We start from the raw sequence: 22,300 nt of genomic DNA on the forward strand, positions 1-22,300 counted from the left end.
GTGAGGTGGATGCAATGGCGAAAACGTTGTCCGATATTAAAAGATCGCTTGATGGACATTTGGGAAAAAGGCTGACGTTAAAAGCAAACGGAGGCCGCCGAAAAACGATTGAGCGTTCGGGCATTTTAGCTGAGACGTACCCTTCTGTTTTTGTGATACAACTAGATCAAGACGAGAACTCGTTTGAAAGAGTTTCATACAGTTATGCCGATATTCTTACTGAGACGGTTGAGTTAAGATTTTCTGACGATAAAACGAGCTCAGTAGCCCTTTAATAAGCAGTAAACGTCATGTTTACTGCTTTTTTGTTTTATCCAATATTTTTCGGGCAAGTTCTGCTAAAGATCAAGCAAAGCTAATGAATGTCACTCGTTTTATGATGAGTCAGACGAATGGTATGATACTTGAAAGGGGCTGTTTCGCATGGGCAGACGTCGAAGCATCATGTCAGAGGAATTCAAAAATGAATTGGCTAAAGATCTTGGATTTTACGATACGGTAAAAACTGAGGGCTGGGGCGGAATTCGGGCCAGAGACGCCGGAAACATGGTGAAGAGGGCCATCGAATTAGCCGAACAGCAAATGGCTCAAAACAGACAAAATCAATAAAACAGTGACAACCGGAGGACAATTTGTCCTCCGTTTTTTATCAGGGCCTTTTACGAGGCGGCCATGCCTCTGCCAGCAGAGCTAAAAAAGCGGCGCCCTGCTGCTGTGCATGCATTTGTACGCCTGTACTTCAAAATATGTTACAATGTGGATACTTATGTTTAGATGGAGAAGTAGGTGACTGGATTGCGTATTTTAGAGAAGGCGCCGGCTAAAATTAATTTGTCGCTCGACGTTCGCCGTAAACGTTCTGACGGGTATCACGAAGTTGAAATGGTGATGACAACGATCGATTTGGCGGATCGAATTGAATTAACAGAGCTGGCAGAAGATAAAGTGACAGTATCTTCACATAACCGTTTTGTACCGGACGATCAGCGAAACCTTGCTTATCAGGCTGCGATGCTCATAAAAAAGCGTTACGCCATTACAAAAGGTGTTTCCATTTTCATCACAAAGGTCATTCCTGTGGCGGCAGGGCTCGCCGGAGGGAGCAGCGATGCAGCCGCTGTCCTCAGAGGTTTGAACCGCCTGTGGGATTTGAAGCTTTCTGTGAATGAACTGGCCGAGCTCGGTGCGGAAATCGGATCGGATGTCTCATTTTGCGTTCACGGGGGAACGGCTCTGGCAACAGGGCGGGGGGAAAAAATCCGCCACATCGGGACGCCGCCGCACTGCTGGGTTGTATTGGCGAAGCCGACGATCGGCGTATCAACCGCGGAAGTGTACAAGCAGCTGAAGCTCGACAAAATCGAACATCCGGATGTTCAAGGTATGATTTCTGCGATTGAAGAGAAAAATTTTCATAAAATGTGTGAAAAACTTGGGAATGTTCTCGAAACAGTCACATTGAACATGCACCCTGAAGTGGCGATGATAAAAAATCAAATGAAACGATTTGGCGCAGATGCGGTACTGATGAGCGGAAGCGGACCGACGGTGTTCGGACTGGTGCAGTATGAATCAAAAGTACAGAGAATTTACAACGGGTTAAGAGGGTTTTGCGATCAGGTATATGCTGTCCGAATGATCGGAGAACAAAATGACCTTGATTAAATCCGTATGTTAAGTTATATTATTTTTAAAAATATTCGGATTTTGGAGGTAAGTGCATGAAGTTTCGTCGAAGCGGCAGATTGGTGGATCTGACAAATTATTTGTTGACCCATCCGCATGTCTTAGTGCCATTAACCTTCTTTTCAGAACGGTATCAATCTGCTAAATCATCAATTAGTGAAGATTTAACCATCATTAAGCAGACCTTCGAGCAGCAGGGAATCGGAACGCTTCAGACAGTGCCGGGAGCAGCGGGCGGTGTTAAATACATTCCAAAGGTTAAGCTTGATGAGGCAGCAGACTTTGTCAAAACACTCGGGGAGTCGTTGGTCGATTCAGAACGGATTTTGCCCGGCGGTTATCTATATATGACGGACGTCCTCGGAAAGCCATCAGTGTTAACAAAGGCCGGGAAGATTTTTGCTTCAGCTTTTTCGGACAGGGAAATCGATGTCGTGATGACGGTCGCCACGAAAGGCATTCCGCTGGCATATGCCGTAGCGAGTTATTTGGATGTGCCGACGGTCATCGTCAGGAAGGACAACAAGGTTACGGAAGGGTCAACGGTCAGCATCAATTATGTTTCAGGTTCATCCAACCGCATTCAGACGATGTCGCTTGCAAAACGCAGCTTGAAAACGGGTTCGCACGTGTTGATCATCGATGATTTTATGAAAGCGGGCGGTACGATCAATGGCATGATCAATCTGCTGGATGAATTCAACGCTCATGTTGCAGGCATCGGCGTTCTTGTTGAAGCCCAGGGGGTGCAGGAGCGGCTTGTTGATGAGTATATGTCGCTTCTTACCCTTTCAGAAATCGATATAAAGGAAAAAAACGTAGAAATACAAAACGGAAATTTTCCGCGATTTTTTGAAGAAAATCAATAAAGAATGGGGAGATTGAGAATGGCAAAGGTTGTTCAGACAAAGGAAGCTCCGGAAGCAATCGGACCATATTCACAGGGGATTATCGTCAATAATATGTTTTACAGTTCAGGGCAAATTCCTCTGACCCCGGCGGGTGAAATGGTCGATGGAGACATCACGGAACAGACGCATCAGGTGTTCCGCAATTTAAAAGCCGTTCTGAAAGAAGCGGGCGCTTCGCTTGAAACCGTCGTGAAAGCGACCGTGTTTTTGGCTGACATGAATCAATTTGCCGAGGTTAATGAGGTCTACGGCCAGTATTTCGCTGAACATAAACCGGCGAGATCATGTGTGGAGGTTGCGCGTCTCCCGAAAGATGCATTGGTTGAAATTGAAGTCATCGCACTCGTGAAATAGATGAATCGTTAAAAGGTGGTTTTGGCTGACAAAACCATCTTTTTTTGTTGGAATTTTTGACAATTCAGTGTGTTTTTATCCCAATATTACAAAAATATTTTAGGGTTATGCAGGAAAACAAAAAAAACCGTTGAATAATTACACTAATGTTTTTATATTGGGAAAAGGTGGTGAACTACTGTGGAAGTTACCGACGTAAGATTACGCCGCGTGAATACCGATGGTCGCATGAGAGCGATTGCATCCATCACGCTGGATCACGAATTTGTAGTGCATGACATTCGTGTAATTGATGGAAACAATGGTCTTTTCGTTGCGATGCCAAGTAAGCGTACACCTGATGGAGAGTTTCGTGATATCGCTCATCCAATCAACTCAAGCACCCGCGGAAAAATTCAGGACGCGGTGTTAAATGAATATCATCGTTTGGGTGACGTTGAGGAAATAGAATATGAAGAAGCGGGAGCTTCTTAAAAAAGAAGGGCTTATAGAAAGCCCTTTTTGTTTTGCAAAAAATGATGATATGATAATAAAATGACAATATATGGTTTATCCGTGCATATATCAGTAAATGGGTGAAAATGAAGCCCGGGCAGCTTAGTTCACTAAAAGAACAGAGACTTAGCCGAAAGATATGATCCCATAAATATCCCAGAAAGTCTAAAATTTGTCGTCTTGATTTGCTGATTTCCTTTTTTGGCTTGCTTGAAATCAGCTCATATTTAGGATATATTTTTCTATGGATAATAGGGATAATGGAGGCCAATACATGGATAAGCGGTTTGCAGTTGTATTAGCAGCTGGTCAAGGAACGAGAATGAAATCAAAGTTATATAAAGTGCTTCATCCTGTTTGCGGAAAGCCGATGGTCGAACATGTTGTCGATGAAGCCCGCAAGCTGTCATTGGAAAAGTTGGTTACAATTGTCGGACATGGTGCAGAAGATGTCAAAAAACAGCTCGGGGAAAAGAGTGAATATGCTCTTCAAGCTGAACAGCTCGGTACGGCACATGCTGTCAAGCAAGCTAAATCGATTCTTGCAGGCGAAAAAGGAACGACGATCGTCATTTGCGGAGATACTCCGCTTTTAACAGCGGAAACAATGGAAGCCATGCTCCGTGAGCATCAGGAGAAAGCAGCCAAGGTTACGATTTTAACAGCACTTGCGGAAGATCCGACAGGCTATGGACGCATCATACGCAACGAAAGCGGCGATGTTGCAAAAATTGTCGAACATAAAGACGCAACAGCTGAGGAACGCCTTGTCAAAGAAATCAACACAGGAACCTACTGCTTTGATAATGAAGCTCTTTTCCAGACGATCGAGCAGGTGTCCAATGATAATGTCCAAGGGGAATATTATCTTCCTGATGTGATTGAAATCTTGAAAAATCAAGGGGAGACTGTTGCCGCTTATCAGACTGATAACTTCCAAGAAACGCTCGGAGTCAATGACAGGGTAGCTCTGTCTCAAGCTGAAGCTTATATGAAGCAGCGCATCAACAAACGCCATATGCAAAATGGCGTCAGCTTAATCGATCCAGCCAACACATACATTTCACCGGAAGCCGTCATCGGCCGGGATACCGTGATTTATCCTGGAACGGTGATCAAGGGCAGAGTTGTCATCGGTGAAGACACGATGATCGGACAAAACAGCGAGCTGGAAAACTGTACGATCGGGAGCCGGACCGTTATTAAACAGTCCGTTGTCGTGGACAGCGAAGTCGGCGACGATGTGACGATCGGGCCGTTTGCTCATATCAGACCTGACTCTAAAATCGGCAATGAAGTAAGAATCGGCAATTTCGTAGAAGTGAAAAAGTCGCAATTCGGAGATCGCAGCAAAGCATCTCATTTAAGTTACATAGGGGACGCGGAAATTGGATCGGATGTCAATCTCGGCTGCGGTTCGATTACCGTTAATTATGACGGGAAAAATAAGTTTAAAACGAAAATTGAGGACGGAGCTTTTGTTGGCTGCAACTCCAACTTGGTTGCTCCTGTAACAATCGGCGAGGGCGCTTACGTAGCGGCGGGTTCAACAATTACCGATGATGTACCCGGCCGGGCTTTGTCTATTGCAAGGGCAAGACAAGTCAACAAAGAAGACTACGTTGAGAACATACACAAAAAATAATCCTAAATCGGAGGTTTACCATGTCTAAATATGAAGACGACAATTTGAAGATTTTTTCTTTAAACTCAAATCCGGGTCTTGCGAAGGAAATCGCGGATAGCGTCGGAGTTGAGCTTGGAAAGAGTTCTGTTAAACGCTTTAGCGACGGTGAGGTTCAAATCAATATCGAAGAAAGCATCCGCGGCTGCGACTGCTATGTCATCCAATCGACAAGCGCGCCGGTGAACGAGCACATCATGGAGCTTTTGATCATGGTGGATGCGCTGAAACGCGCTTCGGCGAAAACGATTAATATCGTGATGCCTTATTACGGCTATGCCCGTCAGGACCGTAAAGCCCGTTCCCGCGAGCCGATTACCGCAAAACTCGTGGCCAACCTGCTTGAAACAGCCGGCGCTACCCGGGTGATCGCTCTTGACCTGCACGCTCCGCAAATTCAAGGTTTCTTCGATATCCCGATCGACCATTTAATGGGTGTTCCGATTTTAGGAAATTATTTTGAAGAGAAAAATTTCAAGGATGTCGTGATCGTGTCTCCTGACCACGGCGGTGTGACACGTGCCCGCAAATTGGCGGACCGCTTGAAAGCGCCGATTGCGATTATCGACAAACGCCGACCTAAGCCGAATGTAGCCGAGGTTATGAATATCATCGGACATATTGAAGGAAAAACAGCCATTTTAATCGATGATATTATCGATACTGCAGGAACGATTACGCTTGCGGCCAATGCGCTCGTCGAAAGCGGCGCAGAGGAAGTGTATGCATGCTGTACACATCCGGTTCTTTCCGGTCCGGCGATCGAAAGAATCGACAATTCCAAAATTAAAGAGCTCGTTGTGACCAACAGCATTGAGCTTCCTGAAGAAAAGAAAATTGCGAAGTTTAAACAGCTTTCTGTCGCGCCGCTGTTGGCGGAAGCGATTATTCGTGTGCATGAAAAACAATCTGTCAGCTTCCTGTTCGATTAATTTGCTCATTCTGGTTTAAAGTTTTGTCGTTATGGGTATGGTTTTAGAAAGACCAATCTAACGATAGGATGGTGCTGAATATGGCAATTTTAAAAGCGGAAGAAAGAACGGATTCCAGACGGTCTTCTTTAAGAAGAATTCGGCAATCCGGGTATGTGCCGGGTGTCATTTACGGAAGAAATCTGGAGAACAAATCCGTAGCGTTAGACAGTATCGAGCTTTTAAAAATCTTGCGCGCTGAGGGCAAAAATACGATTATCAACTTGGATATAAACGGTGATCAGCACTCTGTTATGGTGACTGAGCTGCAGACGGATCCGTTAAAAGATTCAATCGTCCATGCCGATTTTAAAGTGGTTGATATGGAAGCGGAAATGGAGGCGACGGTCCCTGTAAACCTTACGGGTGAAGCAGAGGGCATCAAACAGGGCGGTGTTCTTCAGCAGCCGCTTTACGAGCTGTCTGTCACAGCAAAGCCGAAGAACATTCCGCAAACGATCGACGTCGATATTTCCAGTCTCGAAGTCAACGATGTTCTAACCGTCGGCGATATTCCGTCCAAAGGTGATTATTCATACAACCATGAGCCTGATGAAGTTGTTGCATCCATTCTTCCTCCTCAAAAGCAGGAAGAAACGGAAGCCGAATCAGCCGCACAAGACGTTGAGGAACCAGAAAAAGGCACTGAAGAGGAAAAAGAAGAATAAATACGTAAGACGTAATCCTCCCGCGGTTACGTCTTTTGTGCTAGAATGAGGGGAAATTAGGATGCTCCCCCTCGGTATGCTGAGGCAGGGTTTTGCTTAAGGGAGGATATAGAATAATGCTTGTGTTTGCAGGATTGGGCAATCCGGGTAAAACATATGAAAATACGAGACACAATGTAGGTTTTATGACGATCGACGAGCTCTCAAAAGAGTGGAGCATTCCGCTTGATAAAACAAAGTTCAACGGTCAATACGGAATTGGATTTGTTTCCGGCAAAAAGGTTCTACTTGTTAAGCCGCTTACATATATGAACTTATCGGGAGAATGCTTGAGGCCGCTTCTGGATTATTACGAAATCCCTGTTGAGAACATGAAGGTGATCTATGATGATTTGGATCTTCCGACCGGAAAAATCCGTCTGAGGACAAAAGGAAGCGCAGGAGGCCATAACGGCATCAAATCGATGATTCAGCATCTGGGAACAGCGGAGTTTAACCGGATCAGAATCGGAATCGGCCGTCCGGTCAACGGCATGAAAATCGTCGACTATGTGCTTGGCGCTTTTACAGATGAAGAAGAGCCGGCGATACAAGAGGCCGTCAAACAATCGGCCAAGGCCTGTGAAGCTTCTTTGGAAAAACCTTTTTTAGAAGTCATGAATGAATTTAATGCAAAGGTATAAGCGGCACGGGATCAGAACATACTAGTCGTAAAAAGACTGGCTATGGGAGGTTCCTTTATGGCTTTGCATTATTACTGCCGCCATTGCGGCGTAAAAGTAGGAAGTCTTGATCATTCTTATGTCAATAGCGCGCAATTGGGCTTTGACCACTTAACAAATGAGGAAAGAAACGATATGATTTCTTATAAGGATAATGGGGATTTACACATCAGGACGATATGTGAAGATTGCCAGGAAGCGCTGGAACGAAATCCGGATTATCATCAATATCAGTCATTTATTCAATAAAAAAGCTTTGGTGTAGAGACTAGACCAAAGCATTTTTCTATTTGAGGAAGAGAGGAGGGGCTCATTTGAACAATATTCAATCATACATTACAGAAAGCGATGATTTTAAATCCATCGTCAACGGTTTAAACGAAGGGCTGAAGGAGCAGCTGCTTGCGGGGCTCTCCGGATCAGCCCGGTCGCTGTTTACAGCCGCTCTTTCAAAAGAATCTGGACGGCCGTTGTTTTTAATTACACATAACCTTTATCAGGCTCAAAAAATTACAGATGATTTAACAGGGCTGATAAAAGATCAGCCTGTCCTTTTGTATCCTGTAAATGAGTTGATTTCGTCCGAGATAGCGGTTGCAAGCCCTGAGCTGCGCTCGCAAAGGCTCGATGTTTTAAATAGGCTGGCAAGCGGAGAATCTCCGATCATAGTTGCTCCCGCTGCAGCCGTGAGAAGAATGCTGCCCCCTGTGGAAGTATGGAGAAATAGTCAGGTTCACCTTGAAACCGGAAGGGAAATCGACCCGGAAAAGCTGATTCAGACGCTGGTTCAAATCGGATATGAGCGTACGGATATGGTCGCGGCTCCAGGCGAGTTCAGTATTCGCGGGGGCATTATCGATGTCTACTCATTGACTGAGGAAAACCCGATCCGCATTGAACTGTTTGACACCGAGATCGATTCGATTCGCATTTTTAATACGGATGATCAACGGTCTCTTGAGACGCGCGAGCAAGTGAAGATCGGTCCGGCCAAGGAGCTGATCGTCCGGGATGAAGACCGGAAAAGAGCGCTTGAACAAATAGAAAAAGGTCTTGCCGACAGCCTCAAGAAACTGAAGCTTGATAAACAGAAAGAAATCCTCCATCAAAATATAGAAGAGGATAAAGAGAGGCTGGCGGAAGGAAACATTGGCCAGGAAATGGTCAAATACCTTTCTTATTTCTATGAGAAGCCTGCTAGTTTGCTAGATTATTTTCCAAACCATACTTTGCTGATATTGGATGAAATCAGCCGTATTCATGAAATGGAAGATCAGCTGCAAAAAGAAGAAGCTGAATGGATGACGAGTCTTCTCGAAGAGGGCAATATTCTTCATGATATATCGATGTCATTCCCTTTTCATCAACTCATTTCGAAACAGTCTCGCCCGATTTTATACTATTCGCTGTTTTTAAGGCATGTTCAGCATACAAGTCCGCAAAACATCGTGAATGTATCAAGCAAACAAATGCAGAACTTTCACGGACAGATGAATGTGCTCAAAAATGAAATTGAACGGTTCAGGAAATCCAAGTATACGACGGTTTTTCTCGGGGACAGCCAGGAACGCGTTGACAAGCTTGCTTCTGTTCTATCGGATTATGAAATAGAAGCTGCCCAAGCCGACCGTAATACAGGCCTTGCCCAAGGCCAAATTTACGTTATGGAGGGCAGCCTTCAATCGGGCTTCGAGCTCCCGCTGATGAAGCTGGCCGTCATCACCGAAGAAGAGCTGTTTAAAAAGCGCGTAAAAAAGCAGGCGCGCAAGCAAAAACTGACCAATGCAGAAAGAATCAAAAGCTACTCAGAATTGCAGGTCGGTGATTATGTCGTCCACGTCAATCATGGAATCGGAAAATACTTAGGCATCGAAACACTGGAAATCAACGGCATCCACAAGGATTACCTCAATATTCATTACCAGGGAAGCGATAAGCTGTACGTGCCCGTTGACCAGATTGACCAGGTCCAAAAATATGTCGGTTCAGAAGGAAAAGAACCGAAGCTGTATAAACTGGGAGGAAGCGAATGGAAGCGGGTCAAGAAAAAGGTTGAAACCTCTGTTCAGGATATCGCCGATGACTTGATTAAGCTCTATGCCGAAAGGGAAGCAAGCAAAGGGTATGCATTTTCTCCCGATCATGAAATGCAGCGCGAATTTGAAGCTGCTTTTCCATACCAGGAAACAGAGGATCAGCTGAGATCGATTCATGAAATTAAAAAAGATATGGAGAAACCGCGTCCAATGGATCGTCTGCTTTGCGGCGATGTCGGATACGGCAAGACAGAGGTGGCGATACGAGCTGCATTTAAAGCGATTGCTGACGGAAAACAGGTCGCGCTCCTTGTTCCGACGACGATTTTGGCTCAGCAGCATTATGAGACGATACAGGAGCGCTTCCAGGACTACCCGATTAACATCGGTCTGCTCAGCCGCTTCCGCACGAGAAAGGAAGCGAATGAAACGATTAAAGGCTTGAAAAACGGCACGATTGATATTGTCATCGGAACCCATCGGCTTTTGTCAAAGGATGTTGTATACAAAGATCTGGGCTTGCTTATTATCGATGAAGAACAAAGGTTCGGTGTGACACACAAGGAAAAGATTAAACGCATTAAAGCGAATGTCGACGTCTTGACGTTGACGGCGACTCCGATACCGCGAACCCTTCATATGTCCATGCTCGGTGTCAGGGATTTGTCAGTCATTGAAACTCCGCCGGAAAATCGCTTTCCTGTGCAGACGTATGTTGTCGAATACAACGGAGCACTGGTGAGAGAAGCGATTGAACGGGAGCTGGCCAGAGGCGGCCAGGTGTACTTCCTATACAACCGGGTAGAGGACATTGAAAGAAAAGCCGAAGAAATTTCAATGCTTGTGCCTGATGCCAAGGTGACGTATGCTCATGGGAAAATGACGGAAAACGAGCTTGAATCCGTCATGTTGAACTTTTTAGAAGGAGAATCGGATGTTCTTGTCAGTACGACGATTATTGAGACGGGCGTTGATATTCCAAACGTCAATACGTTGATCGTGTTTGATGCCGACAAAATGGGACTTTCCCAGCTGTATCAGCTGAGGGGCCGCGTCGGACGCTCCAATCGGGTGGCGTACGCCTATTTTACGTACCGCAAAGACAAAGTCCTCACGGAAGTGGCGGAAAAAAGGCTTCAGGCTATTAAAGAGTTCACAGAACTGGGGTCAGGGTTTAAAATCGCGATGCGCGACTTGACGATTCGCGGCGCCGGAAACCTTCTGGGTGCACAGCAGCACGGGTTTATCGATTCCGTCGGTTTTGATTTATATTCACAAATGCTCAAGGAAGCGATTGAAGCGCGCAAGGGTGATGTGCCGCAGGTTGAAAAATTTGAGCCGGAAATCGATTTGGAGATTGACGCGTATATTCCGCAAACCTATGTCACCGACGGGAAACAAAAAATAGATATGTATAAACGGTTCAGGTCCGTCGCGACAATTGAAGAAAAGAGCGAGCTTCAGGATGAGATGATCGATCGCTTCGGCGAATACCCGAAAGAAGTCGAGTACTTATTTGCCATCGCAGAAATGAAGGTATATGCGATCAGAGAGCGAGTAGAGCTGATCAAGCAGGATAAGGGCGCCGTCATGCTGACGATTGATGAACAGGCAAGCTCTGCCATCGATGGACAAAAGCTGTTTGAGCTCGGCAGCAAATATGGCAGACAGATCGGCCTCGGAATGGAAGGGAAAAAACTAAAAATCTCGATTCAAATTAAAAACCGGAAGCCGGAAGAATGGCTGGAGACGCTTCTTGAGATTTTGAAAGGCTTGCAAGACGTCAAAAAACAAACAATCGCTTCATCGTAAAATTTTGCTGTTTCTCACGTATATTACATTTGATGTGAAGGATACTAAAATCAATCAAGAGTGGAGAGTGTTTCAAGGACACAGCTCTGTTACATCCACCAGATATATCATCAAATGAAAGAGAGGCAGCAGAGATGAAAGCAACTGGTATCGTACGTCGGATTGATGATTTAGGCCGGGTCGTAATCCCGAAGGAAATCCGAAGAACCTTGCGCATTCGCGAGGGGGACCCATTGGAAATATTTGTGGATCGGGACGGGGAGGTTATTTTAAAAAAATATTCTCCCATCAGCGAGCTTGGTGATTTCGCCAAGGAATATGCGGACGCGCTTTATGACAGTTTAGGGCATTCCGTGCTGATTTGCGACCGGGATGTGTATATCGCGGTTTCCGGAAGCTCTAAAAAAGACTACTTAAATAAATCGATCAGCGATCTGGTAGAAAAAGCGATGGATCAGCGCAACTCTGTATTGGACGGGGATGCGAAGACCATCCAGCTGATTGACGGCATTGACGAAGAAGTCGCTTCTTATACGGTTGGACCGATTGTTGCAAACGGCGATCCGATCGGAGCCGTCGTAATTTTTTCGAAAGACCAGTCGATTGGTGAAGTCGAACATAAAGCAGTCGAAACGGCGGCCGGTTTTCTGGCTCGTCAAATGGAACAATAGGTCTCATTCCTTTTATTTTGACATTCCTGCTCCCTCTAAAGCAGGAATGTCGAACCCGCTTGCGATGATGGAACAGCACCCTTTTTGGGCTGTTCTTTTTTTAGTTGAGGAGTTTAAAGCGCGGGAACCGGCTCTCTATATGGTATAATAAGCACGTTTCGTGCGCTTTTTTATAAGGTGAGCGCATTGAAAGGAGCTTGCAAAATGGGCTTTTTCAACAGCCGAGGACGGCTGCTTTGGCAAGGTGCCTTTGTGCTGTCATTGGCGGGGATTTTATCAAAAATATTAAGCGCTGTATATAGAGTGCCTTTTCAAAATATTGTGGGAGATGTCGGTTTTTATATTTTTCAGCAGGTGTATCCGATGATTGGGATCTCTGTGCTGCTAGCGACATCAGGCTTTCCGGTCATCATTTCAAAGCTTTTGAATGACTATGGACCGGAAGGCCGCGGGAAAATCCTCCGGGTGTCCATGCTGTTTGTGTCTGGTGTCGGCCTTGTCTTTTTTCTGCTGCTGTTTGTCGGAGCGGAGTCGATCGCAGGCCTGATGGGGGATGCGGAACTTGGTCCGGTTATTCGCGCCGTTTCGTTTTCTTATTTGCTGCTGCCCTTCGTCTCATTTTTCAGAGGCTATTTTCAAGGGAGCGAGCTGATGCTGCCGACGGCATTTTCGCAAATCGGGGAGCAGCTGCTTCGCGTTGCGGCCATCCTTATCCTGACATGGTGGCTGGTAAAGAACGGACACTCGCTATATGAAGCCGGCGCAGGAGCGGCTTTTGGCTCATTGATCGGCGGCCTTGCGGCGTTTTTGATCCTGGCGATATGTTGGACAAAAAGAGAGAGGACCGGAGTCGTTGTCACGGCTAAGGCTGGTGTTGAGACGAAAACCATTGTGAAACAGCTTTGTCTTTACACGGCAACGATCTGCGCTGCCAGCCTCATGCTGATTCTGATCCAGCTTGTCGACGCGCTGAATTTATATTCGCTTTTAACCGGGCAGGGAATGGATGAACTCCAGGCGAAACATATAAAAGGTGTATATGACAGAGGACAGCCGCTGCTGCAATTGGGAACTGTCTTTGCTGCCAGTATTGCGACGGCTCTCGTCCCGTCCCTTACGAAAGCGAAAAAACAGCGGGAAAGCGAGGCTGCCCGGGAAAAGGTGCAGTCTTCAATTAAAATCAGCTTTATGATCGGTGCCGGTGCGGCGACAGGCCTCATGTGCATTTTGGAGCCGGTTAATGTCATGCTGTTCAAAAACAGTGAAGGGACGGCTGTCCTGCAAATTTTCAGTATTTCGATTTTTTTTGCATCGGTTGCTATGACGATGACCGCTGTTTTGCAAGGCCTCGGGGACACGTTTTTTCCGGCTGTCTCCGTTTGCAGCGGATTTTTGCTGAAAGCTGTTATGAACTGCGCCCTGATCCCTCCTTTCGGTATATCCGGAGCAGCGTTGGCCACGGTGGTCTCATTTGCGGCTGTCGCCGGGCTCAATCTGATCCAGCTGCGAAGAAAGGGCTGGATTAAGCTGTCTCAATACAGAATCACCGGCATTCTGCTTTCAGCCTTTATCATGTCGGCGGTCTTAGCGGTCTGGCTTTATGTGTTTGAAGCGGTGATCACCCAGTCAAGCAGGTGGCTGTCGGCTGCCGAAAGCCTCAGTGCCGTTTTGATCGGCGGTGCGGTCTATTTATACTGTATATTCAAATTACGCGTGTTTTCAGAGAAAGAACTCGAGCTTGTGCCTTTTGGAAGCAAGCTCCTTACATTCAAACGAGAAAGGGGCGGCAGGAATGGCTCGTAAAATAACAGTTGTCGGTCTCGGGGCAGGCGATATGACCCAATTAACCCTCGGCGTCTACAAGCGTCTTACACAGGCTGAGGTTTTATATGTCCGGACGAAGGACCATCCATTAATAGAAGAGCTGAGAAAAGAAATTCCGACCATTCATTTTTTTGATGAGGTCTATGAAAAGCATGATCAATTTGATGAGGTTTACGATGAAATCGTTGCAAGGCTTTTTCGCGAGGCAGAGGAGCGGGATGTGCTTTACGCCGTGCCGGGCCACCCGTTCGTAGCGGAAAAAACGGTGCAGCTGTTGCTTGAAAGACAGCATATGCACTATACAGAAGTAGAGGTGGAGGGAGGCCACAGCTTTCTTGACGCGACATTTAACGCCTTGGAGATCGATCCGATTGAAGGCTTTCAATTTGTAGATGCCGTCCAGTTCTCCGCAGACGAAGTCGAACTTCGCCATCATCTCATTATTTGTCAGGTCTATGATCAGATAACCGCTTCAGAAGTGAAGCTGACATTGATGGAAAAGCTGCCTGACGACTATGAGGTCGTGATCGTAACAGCAGCGGGCAGCAGCATGGAAGAGGTCAGGAAAGTGCCTCTTTATGAGCTGGACAGGAGCCTTGGCATCAATAACTTGACAAGCGTCTACGTCCCGCCTGTTAAAGATGACGCGATACTTTATCAGGAGTTTTCGATGTTCCGCCGTGTTATCAGGGAGCTGCGCGGGCCGAACGGCTGCCCTTGGGATCAGAAACAAACCCATCAATCACTGAAGAAATACTTGATAGAAGAGTGCTATGAAGTGCTGGAAGCCATCGATGAAGACGATCCGGATCATCTTGTTGAAGAGCTTGGCGATGTCCTGCTGCAAATCCTTCTGCATGCGCAGATCGGCGAGGACGAAGGCTTTTTTGCAATTGATGACGTGATACGCGGAGTCACCGAGAAGATGATCAGAAGGCATCCGCATGTCTTTGGAGACGTTGCCGTTCGCGATGAGGCGGACGTCATGGCAAACTGGGAAGAGATCAAGAAGCGGGAAAAACAGACCGGTGAGACATCGCTCCTTGGTGACATTCCGAAGCCGCTGCCTGCTCTGGCAAAGGCGAACAAGCTTCAAAAAAAAGCTGCCAAAACCGGATTTGACTGGTCAGACGTTGAGGATATGTGGGATAAGGTTCAAGAAGAAATAAAAGAGTTTTCGCTTGAAATCTCCGAAGCTGAACCGAACAGTAAAAAAATAAAGGAAGAATTCGGTGATCTTTTATTTGCTCTTGTCAATATCGGCCGTTACTACAAAATTGAACCAGAAGAGGCACTGACGATGACGAATGCCAAATTTTACAGGCGGTTCACGTATATTGAACAAGAAGCGAAGCGCGCCGGGAAAGACCTTGAAAGCATGACGCTTGAGGAAATGGATGAACTTTGGAATGAAGCGAAAGAATTGGAAAGGGGAAACTGAACGATGAGACTTGATAAATTTCTAAAAGTATCAAGATTGATTAAAAGAAGAACACTGGCCAAGGAGGTAGCGGATCAGGGAAGGATCTCGATCAACGGACAGCAGGCAAAAGCAAGCTCTGTCGTCAAAGCGGGAGACGAGCTTGAAGTGCGTTTCGGCCAAAAGCTTGTCACGGTCAAAGTTAACGAATTGAAGGACACGACAAAAAAAGAAGAGGCGGCCAATATGTACACCGTGCTGAAAGAAGAGAAACTCGGAGGAGAATAGGCTTGTTCTAAAAAAATCTCCCGACTCATACAATGCAGTAACGAATCTTAGTATGAGGATATGGGGGATGAATAGATGAGCTTATATTATGATCAGCACAACCCTTCCGGCGGGTCATCTGGTCCTGAACATAATGTGATGATGAAGGGCCGCAAGCTGTTGGACATTTCCGGCGTCAAACAAGTCGAGAGCTTTGACAATGAGGAATTTTTGCTGGAAACCGTCATGGGTATGCTGGCGGTCAGAGGCGAAAATCTGCAGATGAAAAATCTGGATGTGGAAAAAGGCGTTGTCTCCATTAAAGGAAGAGTGCTTGATCTCGTCTATTTGGATGAGCAGCAGGGGGAGAAAGCTAAAGGTTTTTTTAGCAAGTTGTTTAAATGACGCTGACCACCCAGTTTTATACGATGCTGGCCATGGCCGGAATGGGGGCATGGCTGGGTGCTTCCCTTGATACCTACAAACGATTTGTGCTTCGCGCAAAAACCGCCAGACTGCTCTTATTTATCCATGATCTATTGTTTTGGATGGTACAAGGTCTCCTTTTTTTCTACGTCTTGCTCAGCGTAAATGAAGGAGAGTTTAGAATCTATATCTTTTTGGCGGTCTTGCTGGGATTTGCCGCTTACCAAAGCCTTTTTAAACATATCTACAATCAAATGCTGGAATGGATGATCTCTTTTTTCGTTTTCATTTGCCGAACCGCGGCAAAAATGATGCGGATGATGATATTCCGCCCTGTCGTGTGGGCACTTCAGGCCATTTTGGCTATCATTTTGTTTACATTGAAAAATATCTATGTTCTTTTTCGATTTTTTGCGTTATGTTTATATAAGATCTTAAAATTTGCAGGCTACCCGTTTTACTTCTTAATATACCAATGCTACAAGCTGCTACCCGCCCGTATTCAGAGGCTGCTGAAACGCTTTTTTCAATCCGGAGCAGGATTTTTCAAAAAGGGAAAGAAACTATTCATAACAATTAAAACGAAATTATTGAAAAAGTGAAGGGAGGCCGTCTGGAATTGAACGATTCTAGAAAACGCAATATTTCTCAGATTCAAAATGAATATAAAGAGCAGATGGAACGGAAACAGCAGCATCTCAAAAGAAAGAGACGCGGTCTTTACAGACGGTTGACGGTATTTGGGGCCGTCGTGCTGCTTACGGCGATTGTGCTGGTCAGCTCAATGTGGACGCAATCCTCTGACATAAGCGCAAAAGAAGAGAAGAAAGAAGAACTCTTGAAAAAGCTGGATAAGCTGGAAGCAAAAAAATCGGATTTGCAAGATGAGATCGTCAAATTGAAGGACAAGGATTACGTTGCCGAGCTTGCCAGAAAGGATTATTACCTGTCAAAGGACGGGGAAATCATCTTCAAGTTTGACAAGAAGAGCAAGTAGCCTTGTTGACACTTATTTTTTTCTTTATGTATAATTAAAGAAATGATCTTTTTTAAGTCTAAGGAGGAGCACTTTTTTTATGTCGATTGAAGTTGGCAGCAAGTTGCAAGGGAAAGTAACAGGTATTACAAATTTCGGAGCGTTTGTTGAATTGCCTGGAGGATCAACAGGTCTCGTTCATATTAGTGAAGTAGCCGATAATTATGTGAAGGATATTAATGATCATCTGAAAGTCGGTGATCAAGTCCAAGTCAAGGTCATCAATGTTGAAAAAGATGGAAAAATCGGCTTGTCCATCAAAAAGGCTGTAGACCGTCCTCAATCAAGACCCAGAAATGATTTCCGCTCTAAAGAAACGTTTGAACAGAAAATGTCTAAGTTCTTAAAAGATAGTGAAGACCGTTTATCATCTCTTAAACGCAACACGGAATCAAAACGTGGAGGGCGCGGAGCAAGAAGAGGTTAACTTGCTGCTTTCTATATATACGAAAGGCATTCGTCTTATCCCAACGGATGCCTTTTTATTTTCTCGAAAATTTTATTTAAAAATCTATTGACGGACTGAACAATCCTTTGTATTATAGAACTTGTGCGTTAAAAGAACGCGAAATGATAAACATGGCGGTGTAGCTCAGCTGGCTAGAGCGTACGGTTCATACCCGTGAGGTCGGGGGTTCGATCCCCTCCGCCGCTACTTTGATATGGCCCGTTGGTCAAGTGGTTAAGACACCGCCCTTTCACGGCGGTAACACGGGTTCGAATCCCGTACGGGTCATCCGCAAAACCGGTTTCTTATGAAGCCGGTTTTTTGTTTTGCCCAAAACTGCAAAATTGCGAGAAAAGACTCGACTTATCATGAGCGATTGAAGCTTTCTACAAAAAGCGTCGAAGAGTTCTTTGGAATCGTTACCTTCTTTTGACAAAATCCTGTTTCATCTTTCGTTATAATGGCAAGCAACGAATAAACCAGTGGGGGATGAGATCATGGAAAAAGCGGAAAGAAGAGTGAACAGCCCAATTGCAGGACCATTTGTACAGAAGATCCATTCATGGTATGCCAGCATGGCGAAGCTGATGATGCAGCATTTGTATTCGCTCTTTTTCTATAAAGGGTTCATTTATATGATCATCGGTTTTTTATTGGGACGAGCCTTCATTTTGTCGGAGGTGATTCCATTTGCCCTTCCATTTTTCGGAGCGATGCTGTTGATTAAAAAAGATAAAGCCTTCTTGGCCTGTCTGGCGCTGCTTGCGGGAGCTTTGAGCATTTCACCGCAGCATGCACTGTTTATCCTTGCCGCACTCGTTACATTTGCCATATGTTCAAAAATGACTTCTTTTATTATAAAAGATCCGGTCAGGACGCTGCCTGTCGTCGTTTTTTTGGCAATGGCGCTGGCGAGATGCGGGTTTGTTTATGCTCAGCACGGAACGGTGTCAAACTATCACTACATTATGGCTTTTGTCGAAGCAGGGCTGTCCTTTATTTTGACCTTGATTTTTTTGCAAAGCCTGCCGATCGTGACATCAAAGCGGGCCAAACAATCTTTGAAAATTGAGGAAATCATCTGCTTTATGATATTAATTGCATCCGTTCTCACCGGATTAACGGGTGTTTCATTCCAAGGCATGCAGGCTGAACTGATATTGGCCCGGTATGTCGTGCTGGCCTTCGCGTTTATCGGCGGCGCCAGCATCGGCTGTACGGTCGGGGTTGTGACTGGATTGATTCTCAGCCTCTCCAATATCGGCAATCTATATCAGATGAGCCTGCTGGCTTTTTCAGGCCTTCTCGGCGGTCTGTTAAAAGAAGGAAAAAAAGTAGGCGCCGCGGTCGGCCTGCTGATCGGATCATTGCTGATTTCTCTTTATGGAGAAGGTTCGGCTGAACTTGTGCCGACATTGTATGAATCCTTAATAGCGATCGGTTTGTTTCTGTTAACACCGCAGTCCATCACGAAAAAAGTGGCCAAATATATCCCCGGAACGGTCGAACATGCCCAGGAGCAGCAGCAATATGCAAGAAAAATCCGGGATGTCACCGCCCAAAAAGTTGATCAATTTTCAAATGTGTTTCATGCTTTGTCAGAAAGCTTTGCCACATTTTATCATTCCGTTCCTGACGAAGAAGGGAAGGAAAAAGAAATCGATCTGTTTTTAAGCAAGGTGACTGAACACTCCTGTCAATCTTGTTATAAGAAAAACAAGTGCTGGGTACAGAACTTTGATAAAACATATGATTTGATGACGCGGGTTATGCAGGAAACAGAAGAAAAGCAATACTATCAAAACCGCAAGCTGAAAAAAGAATTCAATCAGCACTGTTCTAAATCGAAACAGGTTGAAGCGCTGATCGAGGACGAGCTTACACACTTCAGAGCAGATCAGACGTTAAAGCAAAAGGTCCATGACAGCAGACGTCTCGTAGCGGAGCAGCTCCTCGGCGTATCCCAGGTCATGGCCGACTTTTCTCGGGAAATAAAAAGGGAGAGGGAGCAGCACTTTATCCAGGAAGAGCAAATTCGCGAAGCGCTGCAGCATTTCGGCATCGAAATTCAGCAGGTTGAAATCTACAGTCTTGATCAAGGAAATATCGATATCGAAATGAGCATCCCATATTGCAACGGGCATGGGGAGTGTGAAAAAATCATTGCCCCGATGTTGTCTGATATTTTGGAGGAGCAGATCATCGTTAAGGCTGAGCAATGTGCCGGACACCCGAACGGCTACTGCCACGTCGCTTTCGGATCGGCGAAATCCTACCGTGTGTCGACGGGGGCGGCCCATGCAGCCAAAGGCGGCGGCCTCGTCTCCGGCGACAGCTATAATATGATGGAGCTTGGCGCAGGCAAATACGCCGCCGCCATCAGCGACGGCATGGGCAACGGAGCCAGGGCTCATTTTGAAAGCAATGAAACGATCAAACTGCTTGAAAAAATTCTCCAGTCAGGCATTGATGAAAAGGTTGCGATCAAAACGATCAACAGCATCCTTTCATTAAGAACAACAGATGAGATTTACTCAACGCTTGATCTGTCCATCATTGATTTACAGGATGCGAGCTGCAAATTTTTAAAAATCGGTTCGACCCCAAGCTTTATTAAGAGGTCAGATCAAATCATCAAAGTCCAGGCCAGCAATTTGCCGATCGGCATCATCACCGAATTTGACGTCGATGTTGTCAGCGAGCAATTAAAAGCGGGAGATCTCCTGATTATGATGAGCGACGGAATTTTTGAAGGGCCGAGACATGTGGAAAATTACGACCTTTGGATGAAACGGAAGCTGAAATCACTGAAAACAGAGGATCCTCAGGAAATCGCCGACTTGATCATGGAAGAGGTTATTCGGACAAGATCAGGCCTGATTGAGGATGATATGACAGTGCTTGTCATCAAGATCGACCATAATACACCAAAATGGGCTTCCATTCCGGCGCCGGCTTTTTTGCAAAAGAACCAAGAGATTTCATAGCATTCGTATAAATCAAATTTCTTCTGGCGATGATGAAACTAAATCAAGACTCCAGGAGGAATAAAAATCATGAAAAAGGGGCACTTGAATCAAATCCTGCTCATTACAGACGGATGTTCAAACCGCGGTGAAGACCCGCAGGCGATGGCGGCCTTTGCAAAAGAGCAGGGGATCACCGTAAATGTTATTGGGATTATGGAAGAAAATGCGATGGATCAAGAAGCGATGAATGAAGTTGAAGGAATCGCTCTTGCAGGAGGCGGTGTTCATCAGGTGGTCTATGCTTCCCAGCTGTCGCAAACGGTTCAGATGGTGACGAAAAAAGCAATGACACAAACGCTTCAAGGTGTGGTCAACAATGAGCTGAAACAGATTCTCGGAAAGTCTACAGAAATCGATGAACTGCCCCCTGATAAGCGCGGGGAAGTCATGGAAGTCGTTGATGAGCTCGGGGAAACCGTTCATCTACACGTTTTGGTTCTTGTCGACACAAGCGCAAGCATGAATCCAAAGCTCCCGACAGTCAAAGAAGCATTGATCGATCTGTCGATCAGCCTAAACTCAAGAATCGGTGACAACGAATTTGCGATGTTTATATTTCCCGGGAAAAAACAAGAGGTTGAGCTTGTGCTGGATTGGACGCCAAAGTTTGAATCTCTATCCTCAATATTTTCCAAACTGGCGGCGGGAGGCATTACCCCGACAGGCCCGGCAATCAGAGAGGCGATTCAGCATTTTAATAAAATCAGCTCGAGAAGGGGCATGTTAGAAGATGATGAAAGACGCTTCGACGAGTATAGCGGGTAGTTTAAAGCCGGGTTTAAAGGTTGTTGGAAAGTGGAACAATCATTCCTATAAGATCATCAGACAGCTGGGAAAAGGGGCTAATGGCGTTGTGTACCTAGCTGATTCAACTAAAGGACGTGTGGCGCTTAAAGTGAGCGATGACAGTCTGTCCATTACGTCGGAAGTGAATGTTCTGAAATCTTTTTCAAAGGCCCAGGCTAAAGCGATGGGGCCTTCTTTTTTTGATGTGGATGACATGCTGTTGTCCAATACCGGCAAAAAACTCTCATTTTATGTCATGGAATATATCGAGGGGCCCCTTCTTTTACGTTATGTCAGCGAAAAGGGGGAGGAATGGATTCCGGTATTGATCAGTCAGCTTCTATCAAGCTTAGCGATCATCCATCGCGAAGGATGGGTTTTTGGAGATTTAAAACCGGAAAATTTGATCGTGACGGGGCCTCCGGCAAGAATTCGCTGTATTGATGTCGGGGGAACGACAAAAGAAGGCCGGGCGATCAAGGAGTACACGGAGTTTTTTGACAGGGGATATTGGGAATGTGGAACCCGCAAGGCTGAACCATCATATGATTTGTTTTCCGTGGCCATGATTATGGTGAACTGTGTGACTAAAAAAGAATTCAAGAAGTCGGCCAAGCCGACGGATCAGCTTTTGACAGTCATTGACAGTCAGCCGTTTTTATCAAAATATAAAGCGGTTTTGGTTTCAGCTTTAAAAGGAAAGTATAAAACAGCGGATGAAATGAAGACCGACCTGCTCGAGGTGAGCCGTCCGGTTAAGGGACAAAGCAGCAGGCATCAGCCGAGAACCGCCCGCCGTTCGCAGGTGCCGGCCTCAGCGCGAGGCCCGGGTCAACGGGCGCATGCGGCGCCTCAGCAGCGTTCGCGAAGCGGCCGCAGGGTGAGGAAAGCCCGGCAGAAATCCGGCGGTATCTTTGAAACGCTGTTGATCGTCGTCAGTGTCCTTGCCCTTTATTTTGCCTATATCGTTCTGTTCTTTATGTGAAGAACATACAAGGCCGATAGCTCTTCTTTGCAGGGACTGATTGAAAGTGTTAGGATTATTTATATCTTT

At 45.8% G+C, this 22,300-nt stretch carries 22 protein-coding genes, 2 tRNA genes and 1 pseudogene; all 25 read left to right on the plus strand.

Translation table 11 applies throughout. The features are described 5' to 3' along the window. The first annotated feature begins 14 nt into the window (after positions 1-14). Positions 15-275, plus strand: a complete 261-nt coding sequence (gene veg / locus P3X63_RS00305) for a biofilm formation stimulator Veg (protein ID WP_003178187.1) — start codon at positions 15-17, stop codon at positions 273-275. Between the two features lie 148 nt (positions 276-423). Continuing rightward, positions 424-609, plus strand: a complete 186-nt coding sequence (locus P3X63_RS00310; RefSeq protein WP_026589827.1) for a small, acid-soluble spore protein, alpha/beta type — start codon at positions 424-426, stop codon at positions 607-609. Positions 610-795: 186 nt separating this feature from the next. After that, entirely contained in the window at positions 796-1,665 is an 870-nt protein-coding gene (gene ispE / locus P3X63_RS00315; protein WP_026589826.1) for a 4-(cytidine 5'-diphospho)-2-C-methyl-D-erythritol kinase, read from the plus strand. A gap of 56 nt (positions 1,666-1,721) precedes the next feature. Beyond that, a pseudogene (purR, locus tag P3X63_RS00320) lies at positions 1,722-2,575 on the plus strand (pur operon repressor); the annotation flags it as partial. Then, a complete protein-coding gene (ridA, locus tag P3X63_RS00325; RefSeq protein WP_026589824.1) occupies positions 2,574-2,951 on the plus strand; it encodes a 2-iminobutanoate/2-iminopropanoate deaminase in 378 nt (125 codons plus the stop codon). The pseudogene purR and the gene ridA, both read left to right, overlap by 2 nt. A gap of 180 nt (positions 2,952-3,131) precedes the next feature. Then, positions 3,132-3,425, plus strand: a complete 294-nt coding sequence (gene spoVG, locus P3X63_RS00330) for a septation regulator SpoVG (protein WP_003178198.1) — start codon at positions 3,132-3,134, stop codon at positions 3,423-3,425. A gap of 295 nt (positions 3,426-3,720) precedes the next feature. Beyond that, complete coding sequence (glmU, locus tag P3X63_RS00335) at positions 3,721-5,091, plus strand: bifunctional UDP-N-acetylglucosamine diphosphorylase/glucosamine-1-phosphate N-acetyltransferase GlmU (RefSeq protein WP_077735252.1); 1,371 nt, start codon at positions 3,721-3,723, stop codon at positions 5,089-5,091. A 20-nt stretch (positions 5,092-5,111) separates the two neighbouring features. Beyond that, on the plus strand, positions 5,112-6,062 hold the full coding sequence (locus P3X63_RS00340) for a ribose-phosphate diphosphokinase (RefSeq protein ID WP_026589822.1): 951 nt from the start codon (positions 5,112-5,114) through the stop codon (positions 6,060-6,062). Positions 6,063-6,142: 80 nt separating this feature from the next. After that, positions 6,143-6,769, plus strand: coding sequence for a 50S ribosomal protein L25/general stress protein Ctc (locus tag P3X63_RS00345; RefSeq protein WP_026589821.1), 627 nt, complete (start codon positions 6,143-6,145; stop codon positions 6,767-6,769). Between the two features lie 116 nt (positions 6,770-6,885). Then, a complete protein-coding gene (gene pth / locus P3X63_RS00350) occupies positions 6,886-7,452 on the plus strand; it encodes an aminoacyl-tRNA hydrolase (RefSeq protein WP_026589820.1) in 567 nt (188 codons plus the stop codon). A 57-nt stretch (positions 7,453-7,509) separates the two neighbouring features. Beyond that, on the plus strand, positions 7,510-7,740 hold the full coding sequence (fin, locus tag P3X63_RS00355; RefSeq protein WP_026589819.1) for an anti-sigma-F factor Fin: 231 nt from the start codon (positions 7,510-7,512) through the stop codon (positions 7,738-7,740). Positions 7,741-7,805: 65 nt separating this feature from the next. After that, positions 7,806-11,339 (plus strand): transcription-repair coupling factor, encoded by a 3,534-nt coding sequence (gene mfd, locus P3X63_RS00360; protein WP_277692221.1) that lies wholly within the window; start codon positions 7,806-7,808, stop codon positions 11,337-11,339. A gap of 134 nt (positions 11,340-11,473) precedes the next feature. Next, positions 11,474-12,010, plus strand: a complete 537-nt coding sequence (spoVT, locus tag P3X63_RS00365) for a stage V sporulation protein T (protein ID WP_026589817.1) — start codon at positions 11,474-11,476, stop codon at positions 12,008-12,010. Between the two features lie 204 nt (positions 12,011-12,214). Further along, entirely contained in the window at positions 12,215-13,813 is a 1,599-nt protein-coding gene (locus P3X63_RS00370) for a putative polysaccharide biosynthesis protein (protein ID WP_026589816.1), read from the plus strand. Next, the gene (gene yabN / locus P3X63_RS00375) at positions 13,803-15,275 is read left to right on the plus strand and encodes a bifunctional methyltransferase/pyrophosphohydrolase YabN (RefSeq protein WP_077735248.1); all 1,473 of its coding nucleotides are present in this window, start codon (positions 13,803-13,805) and stop codon (positions 15,273-15,275) included. The genes P3X63_RS00370 and yabN overlap by 11 nt, the downstream gene beginning before the upstream one ends. Before the next feature lie 3 nt (positions 15,276-15,278). Further along, positions 15,279-15,542 (plus strand): RNA-binding S4 domain-containing protein, encoded by a 264-nt coding sequence (locus tag P3X63_RS00380; RefSeq protein ID WP_077735247.1) that lies wholly within the window; start codon positions 15,279-15,281, stop codon positions 15,540-15,542. A 75-nt stretch (positions 15,543-15,617) separates the two neighbouring features. Next, positions 15,618-15,926: a sporulation protein YabP gene (yabP, locus tag P3X63_RS00385; RefSeq protein WP_026589813.1), complete on the plus strand. Its 309-nt coding sequence runs from the start codon at positions 15,618-15,620 to the stop codon at positions 15,924-15,926. Next, positions 15,923-16,549 carry a spore cortex biosynthesis protein YabQ gene (yabQ, locus tag P3X63_RS00390; RefSeq protein WP_026589812.1) on the plus strand — a complete coding sequence of 209 codons (627 nt, stop codon included), beginning with the start codon at positions 15,923-15,925 and terminating at the stop codon, positions 16,547-16,549. The genes yabP and yabQ overlap by 4 nt, the downstream gene beginning before the upstream one ends. Before the next feature lie 17 nt (positions 16,550-16,566). Continuing rightward, positions 16,567-16,944 (plus strand): FtsB family cell division protein, encoded by a 378-nt coding sequence (locus tag P3X63_RS00395; protein ID WP_026589811.1) that lies wholly within the window; start codon positions 16,567-16,569, stop codon positions 16,942-16,944. A gap of 79 nt (positions 16,945-17,023) precedes the next feature. After that, positions 17,024-17,410 carry a S1 domain-containing RNA-binding protein gene (locus tag P3X63_RS00400; protein WP_026589810.1) on the plus strand — a complete coding sequence of 129 codons (387 nt, stop codon included), beginning with the start codon at positions 17,024-17,026 and terminating at the stop codon, positions 17,408-17,410. A 154-nt stretch (positions 17,411-17,564) separates the two neighbouring features. Further along, positions 17,565-17,638 (plus strand) — tRNA-Met (locus P3X63_RS00405). A gap of 9 nt (positions 17,639-17,647) precedes the next feature. Next, a tRNA-Glu gene (locus P3X63_RS00410) sits at positions 17,648-17,719 on the plus strand. A 209-nt stretch (positions 17,720-17,928) separates the two neighbouring features. After that, positions 17,929-20,418 (plus strand): stage II sporulation protein E, encoded by a 2,490-nt coding sequence (gene spoIIE / locus P3X63_RS00415; protein ID WP_026589809.1) that lies wholly within the window; start codon positions 17,929-17,931, stop codon positions 20,416-20,418. 69 nt (positions 20,419-20,487) lie between these two features. Continuing rightward, positions 20,488-21,225: a VWA domain-containing protein gene (locus P3X63_RS00420; protein WP_026589808.1), complete on the plus strand. Its 738-nt coding sequence runs from the start codon at positions 20,488-20,490 to the stop codon at positions 21,223-21,225. Then, positions 21,191-22,231, plus strand: a complete 1,041-nt coding sequence (locus P3X63_RS00425; protein WP_026589807.1) for a serine/threonine protein kinase — start codon at positions 21,191-21,193, stop codon at positions 22,229-22,231. Before P3X63_RS00420 ends, P3X63_RS00425 begins: the two co-directional genes overlap by 35 nt. The last annotated feature ends 69 nt before the right edge of the window (positions 22,232-22,300 follow it).

The organism is Bacillus sp. HSf4, from assembly GCF_029537375.1.
Taxonomy (GTDB): Bacteria; Bacillota; Bacilli; order Bacillales; family Bacillaceae; genus Bacillus; species Bacillus sonorensis_A.

Bases quoted from the DNA above. Each gene is read 5' to 3' on its own strand.
- P3X63_RS00345 (WP_026589821.1), top strand. From the start codon at position 6,143: ATGGCAATTTTAAAAGCGGAAGAAAGAACGGATTCCAGACGGTCTTCT.
- P3X63_RS00310 (WP_026589827.1), top strand. From the start codon at position 424: ATGGGCAGACGTCGAAGCATCATGTCAGAGGAATTCAAAAATGAATTG.
- yabN (WP_077735248.1), top strand. From the start codon at position 13,803: ATGGCTCGTAAAATAACAGTTGTCGGTCTCGGGGCAGGCGATATGACC.
- veg (WP_003178187.1), top strand. From the start codon at position 15: ATGGCGAAAACGTTGTCCGATATTAAAAGATCGCTTGATGGACATTTG.
- ridA (WP_026589824.1), top strand. From the start codon at position 2,574: ATGGCAAAGGTTGTTCAGACAAAGGAAGCTCCGGAAGCAATCGGACCA.
- spoIIE (WP_026589809.1), top strand. From the start codon at position 17,929: ATGGAAAAAGCGGAAAGAAGAGTGAACAGCCCAATTGCAGGACCATTT.
- P3X63_RS00340 (WP_026589822.1), top strand. From the start codon at position 5,112: ATGTCTAAATATGAAGACGACAATTTGAAGATTTTTTCTTTAAACTCA.
- P3X63_RS00400 (WP_026589810.1), top strand. From the start codon at position 17,024: ATGTCGATTGAAGTTGGCAGCAAGTTGCAAGGGAAAGTAACAGGTATT.
- yabP (WP_026589813.1), top strand. From the start codon at position 15,618: ATGAGCTTATATTATGATCAGCACAACCCTTCCGGCGGGTCATCTGGT.
- pth (WP_026589820.1), top strand. From the start codon at position 6,886: ATGCTTGTGTTTGCAGGATTGGGCAATCCGGGTAAAACATATGAAAAT.
- P3X63_RS00425 (WP_026589807.1), top strand. From the start codon at position 21,191: ATGATGAAAGACGCTTCGACGAGTATAGCGGGTAGTTTAAAGCCGGGT.
- fin (WP_026589819.1), top strand. From the start codon at position 7,510: ATGGCTTTGCATTATTACTGCCGCCATTGCGGCGTAAAAGTAGGAAGT.
- spoVT (WP_026589817.1), top strand. From the start codon at position 11,474: ATGAAAGCAACTGGTATCGTACGTCGGATTGATGATTTAGGCCGGGTC.
- yabQ (WP_026589812.1), top strand. From the start codon at position 15,923: ATGACGCTGACCACCCAGTTTTATACGATGCTGGCCATGGCCGGAATG.
- P3X63_RS00380 (WP_077735247.1), top strand. From the start codon at position 15,279: ATGAGACTTGATAAATTTCTAAAAGTATCAAGATTGATTAAAAGAAGA.
- glmU (WP_077735252.1), top strand. From the start codon at position 3,721: ATGGATAAGCGGTTTGCAGTTGTATTAGCAGCTGGTCAAGGAACGAGA.
- P3X63_RS00420 (WP_026589808.1), top strand. From the start codon at position 20,488: ATGAAAAAGGGGCACTTGAATCAAATCCTGCTCATTACAGACGGATGT.
- P3X63_RS00370 (WP_026589816.1), top strand. From the start codon at position 12,215: ATGGGCTTTTTCAACAGCCGAGGACGGCTGCTTTGGCAAGGTGCCTTT.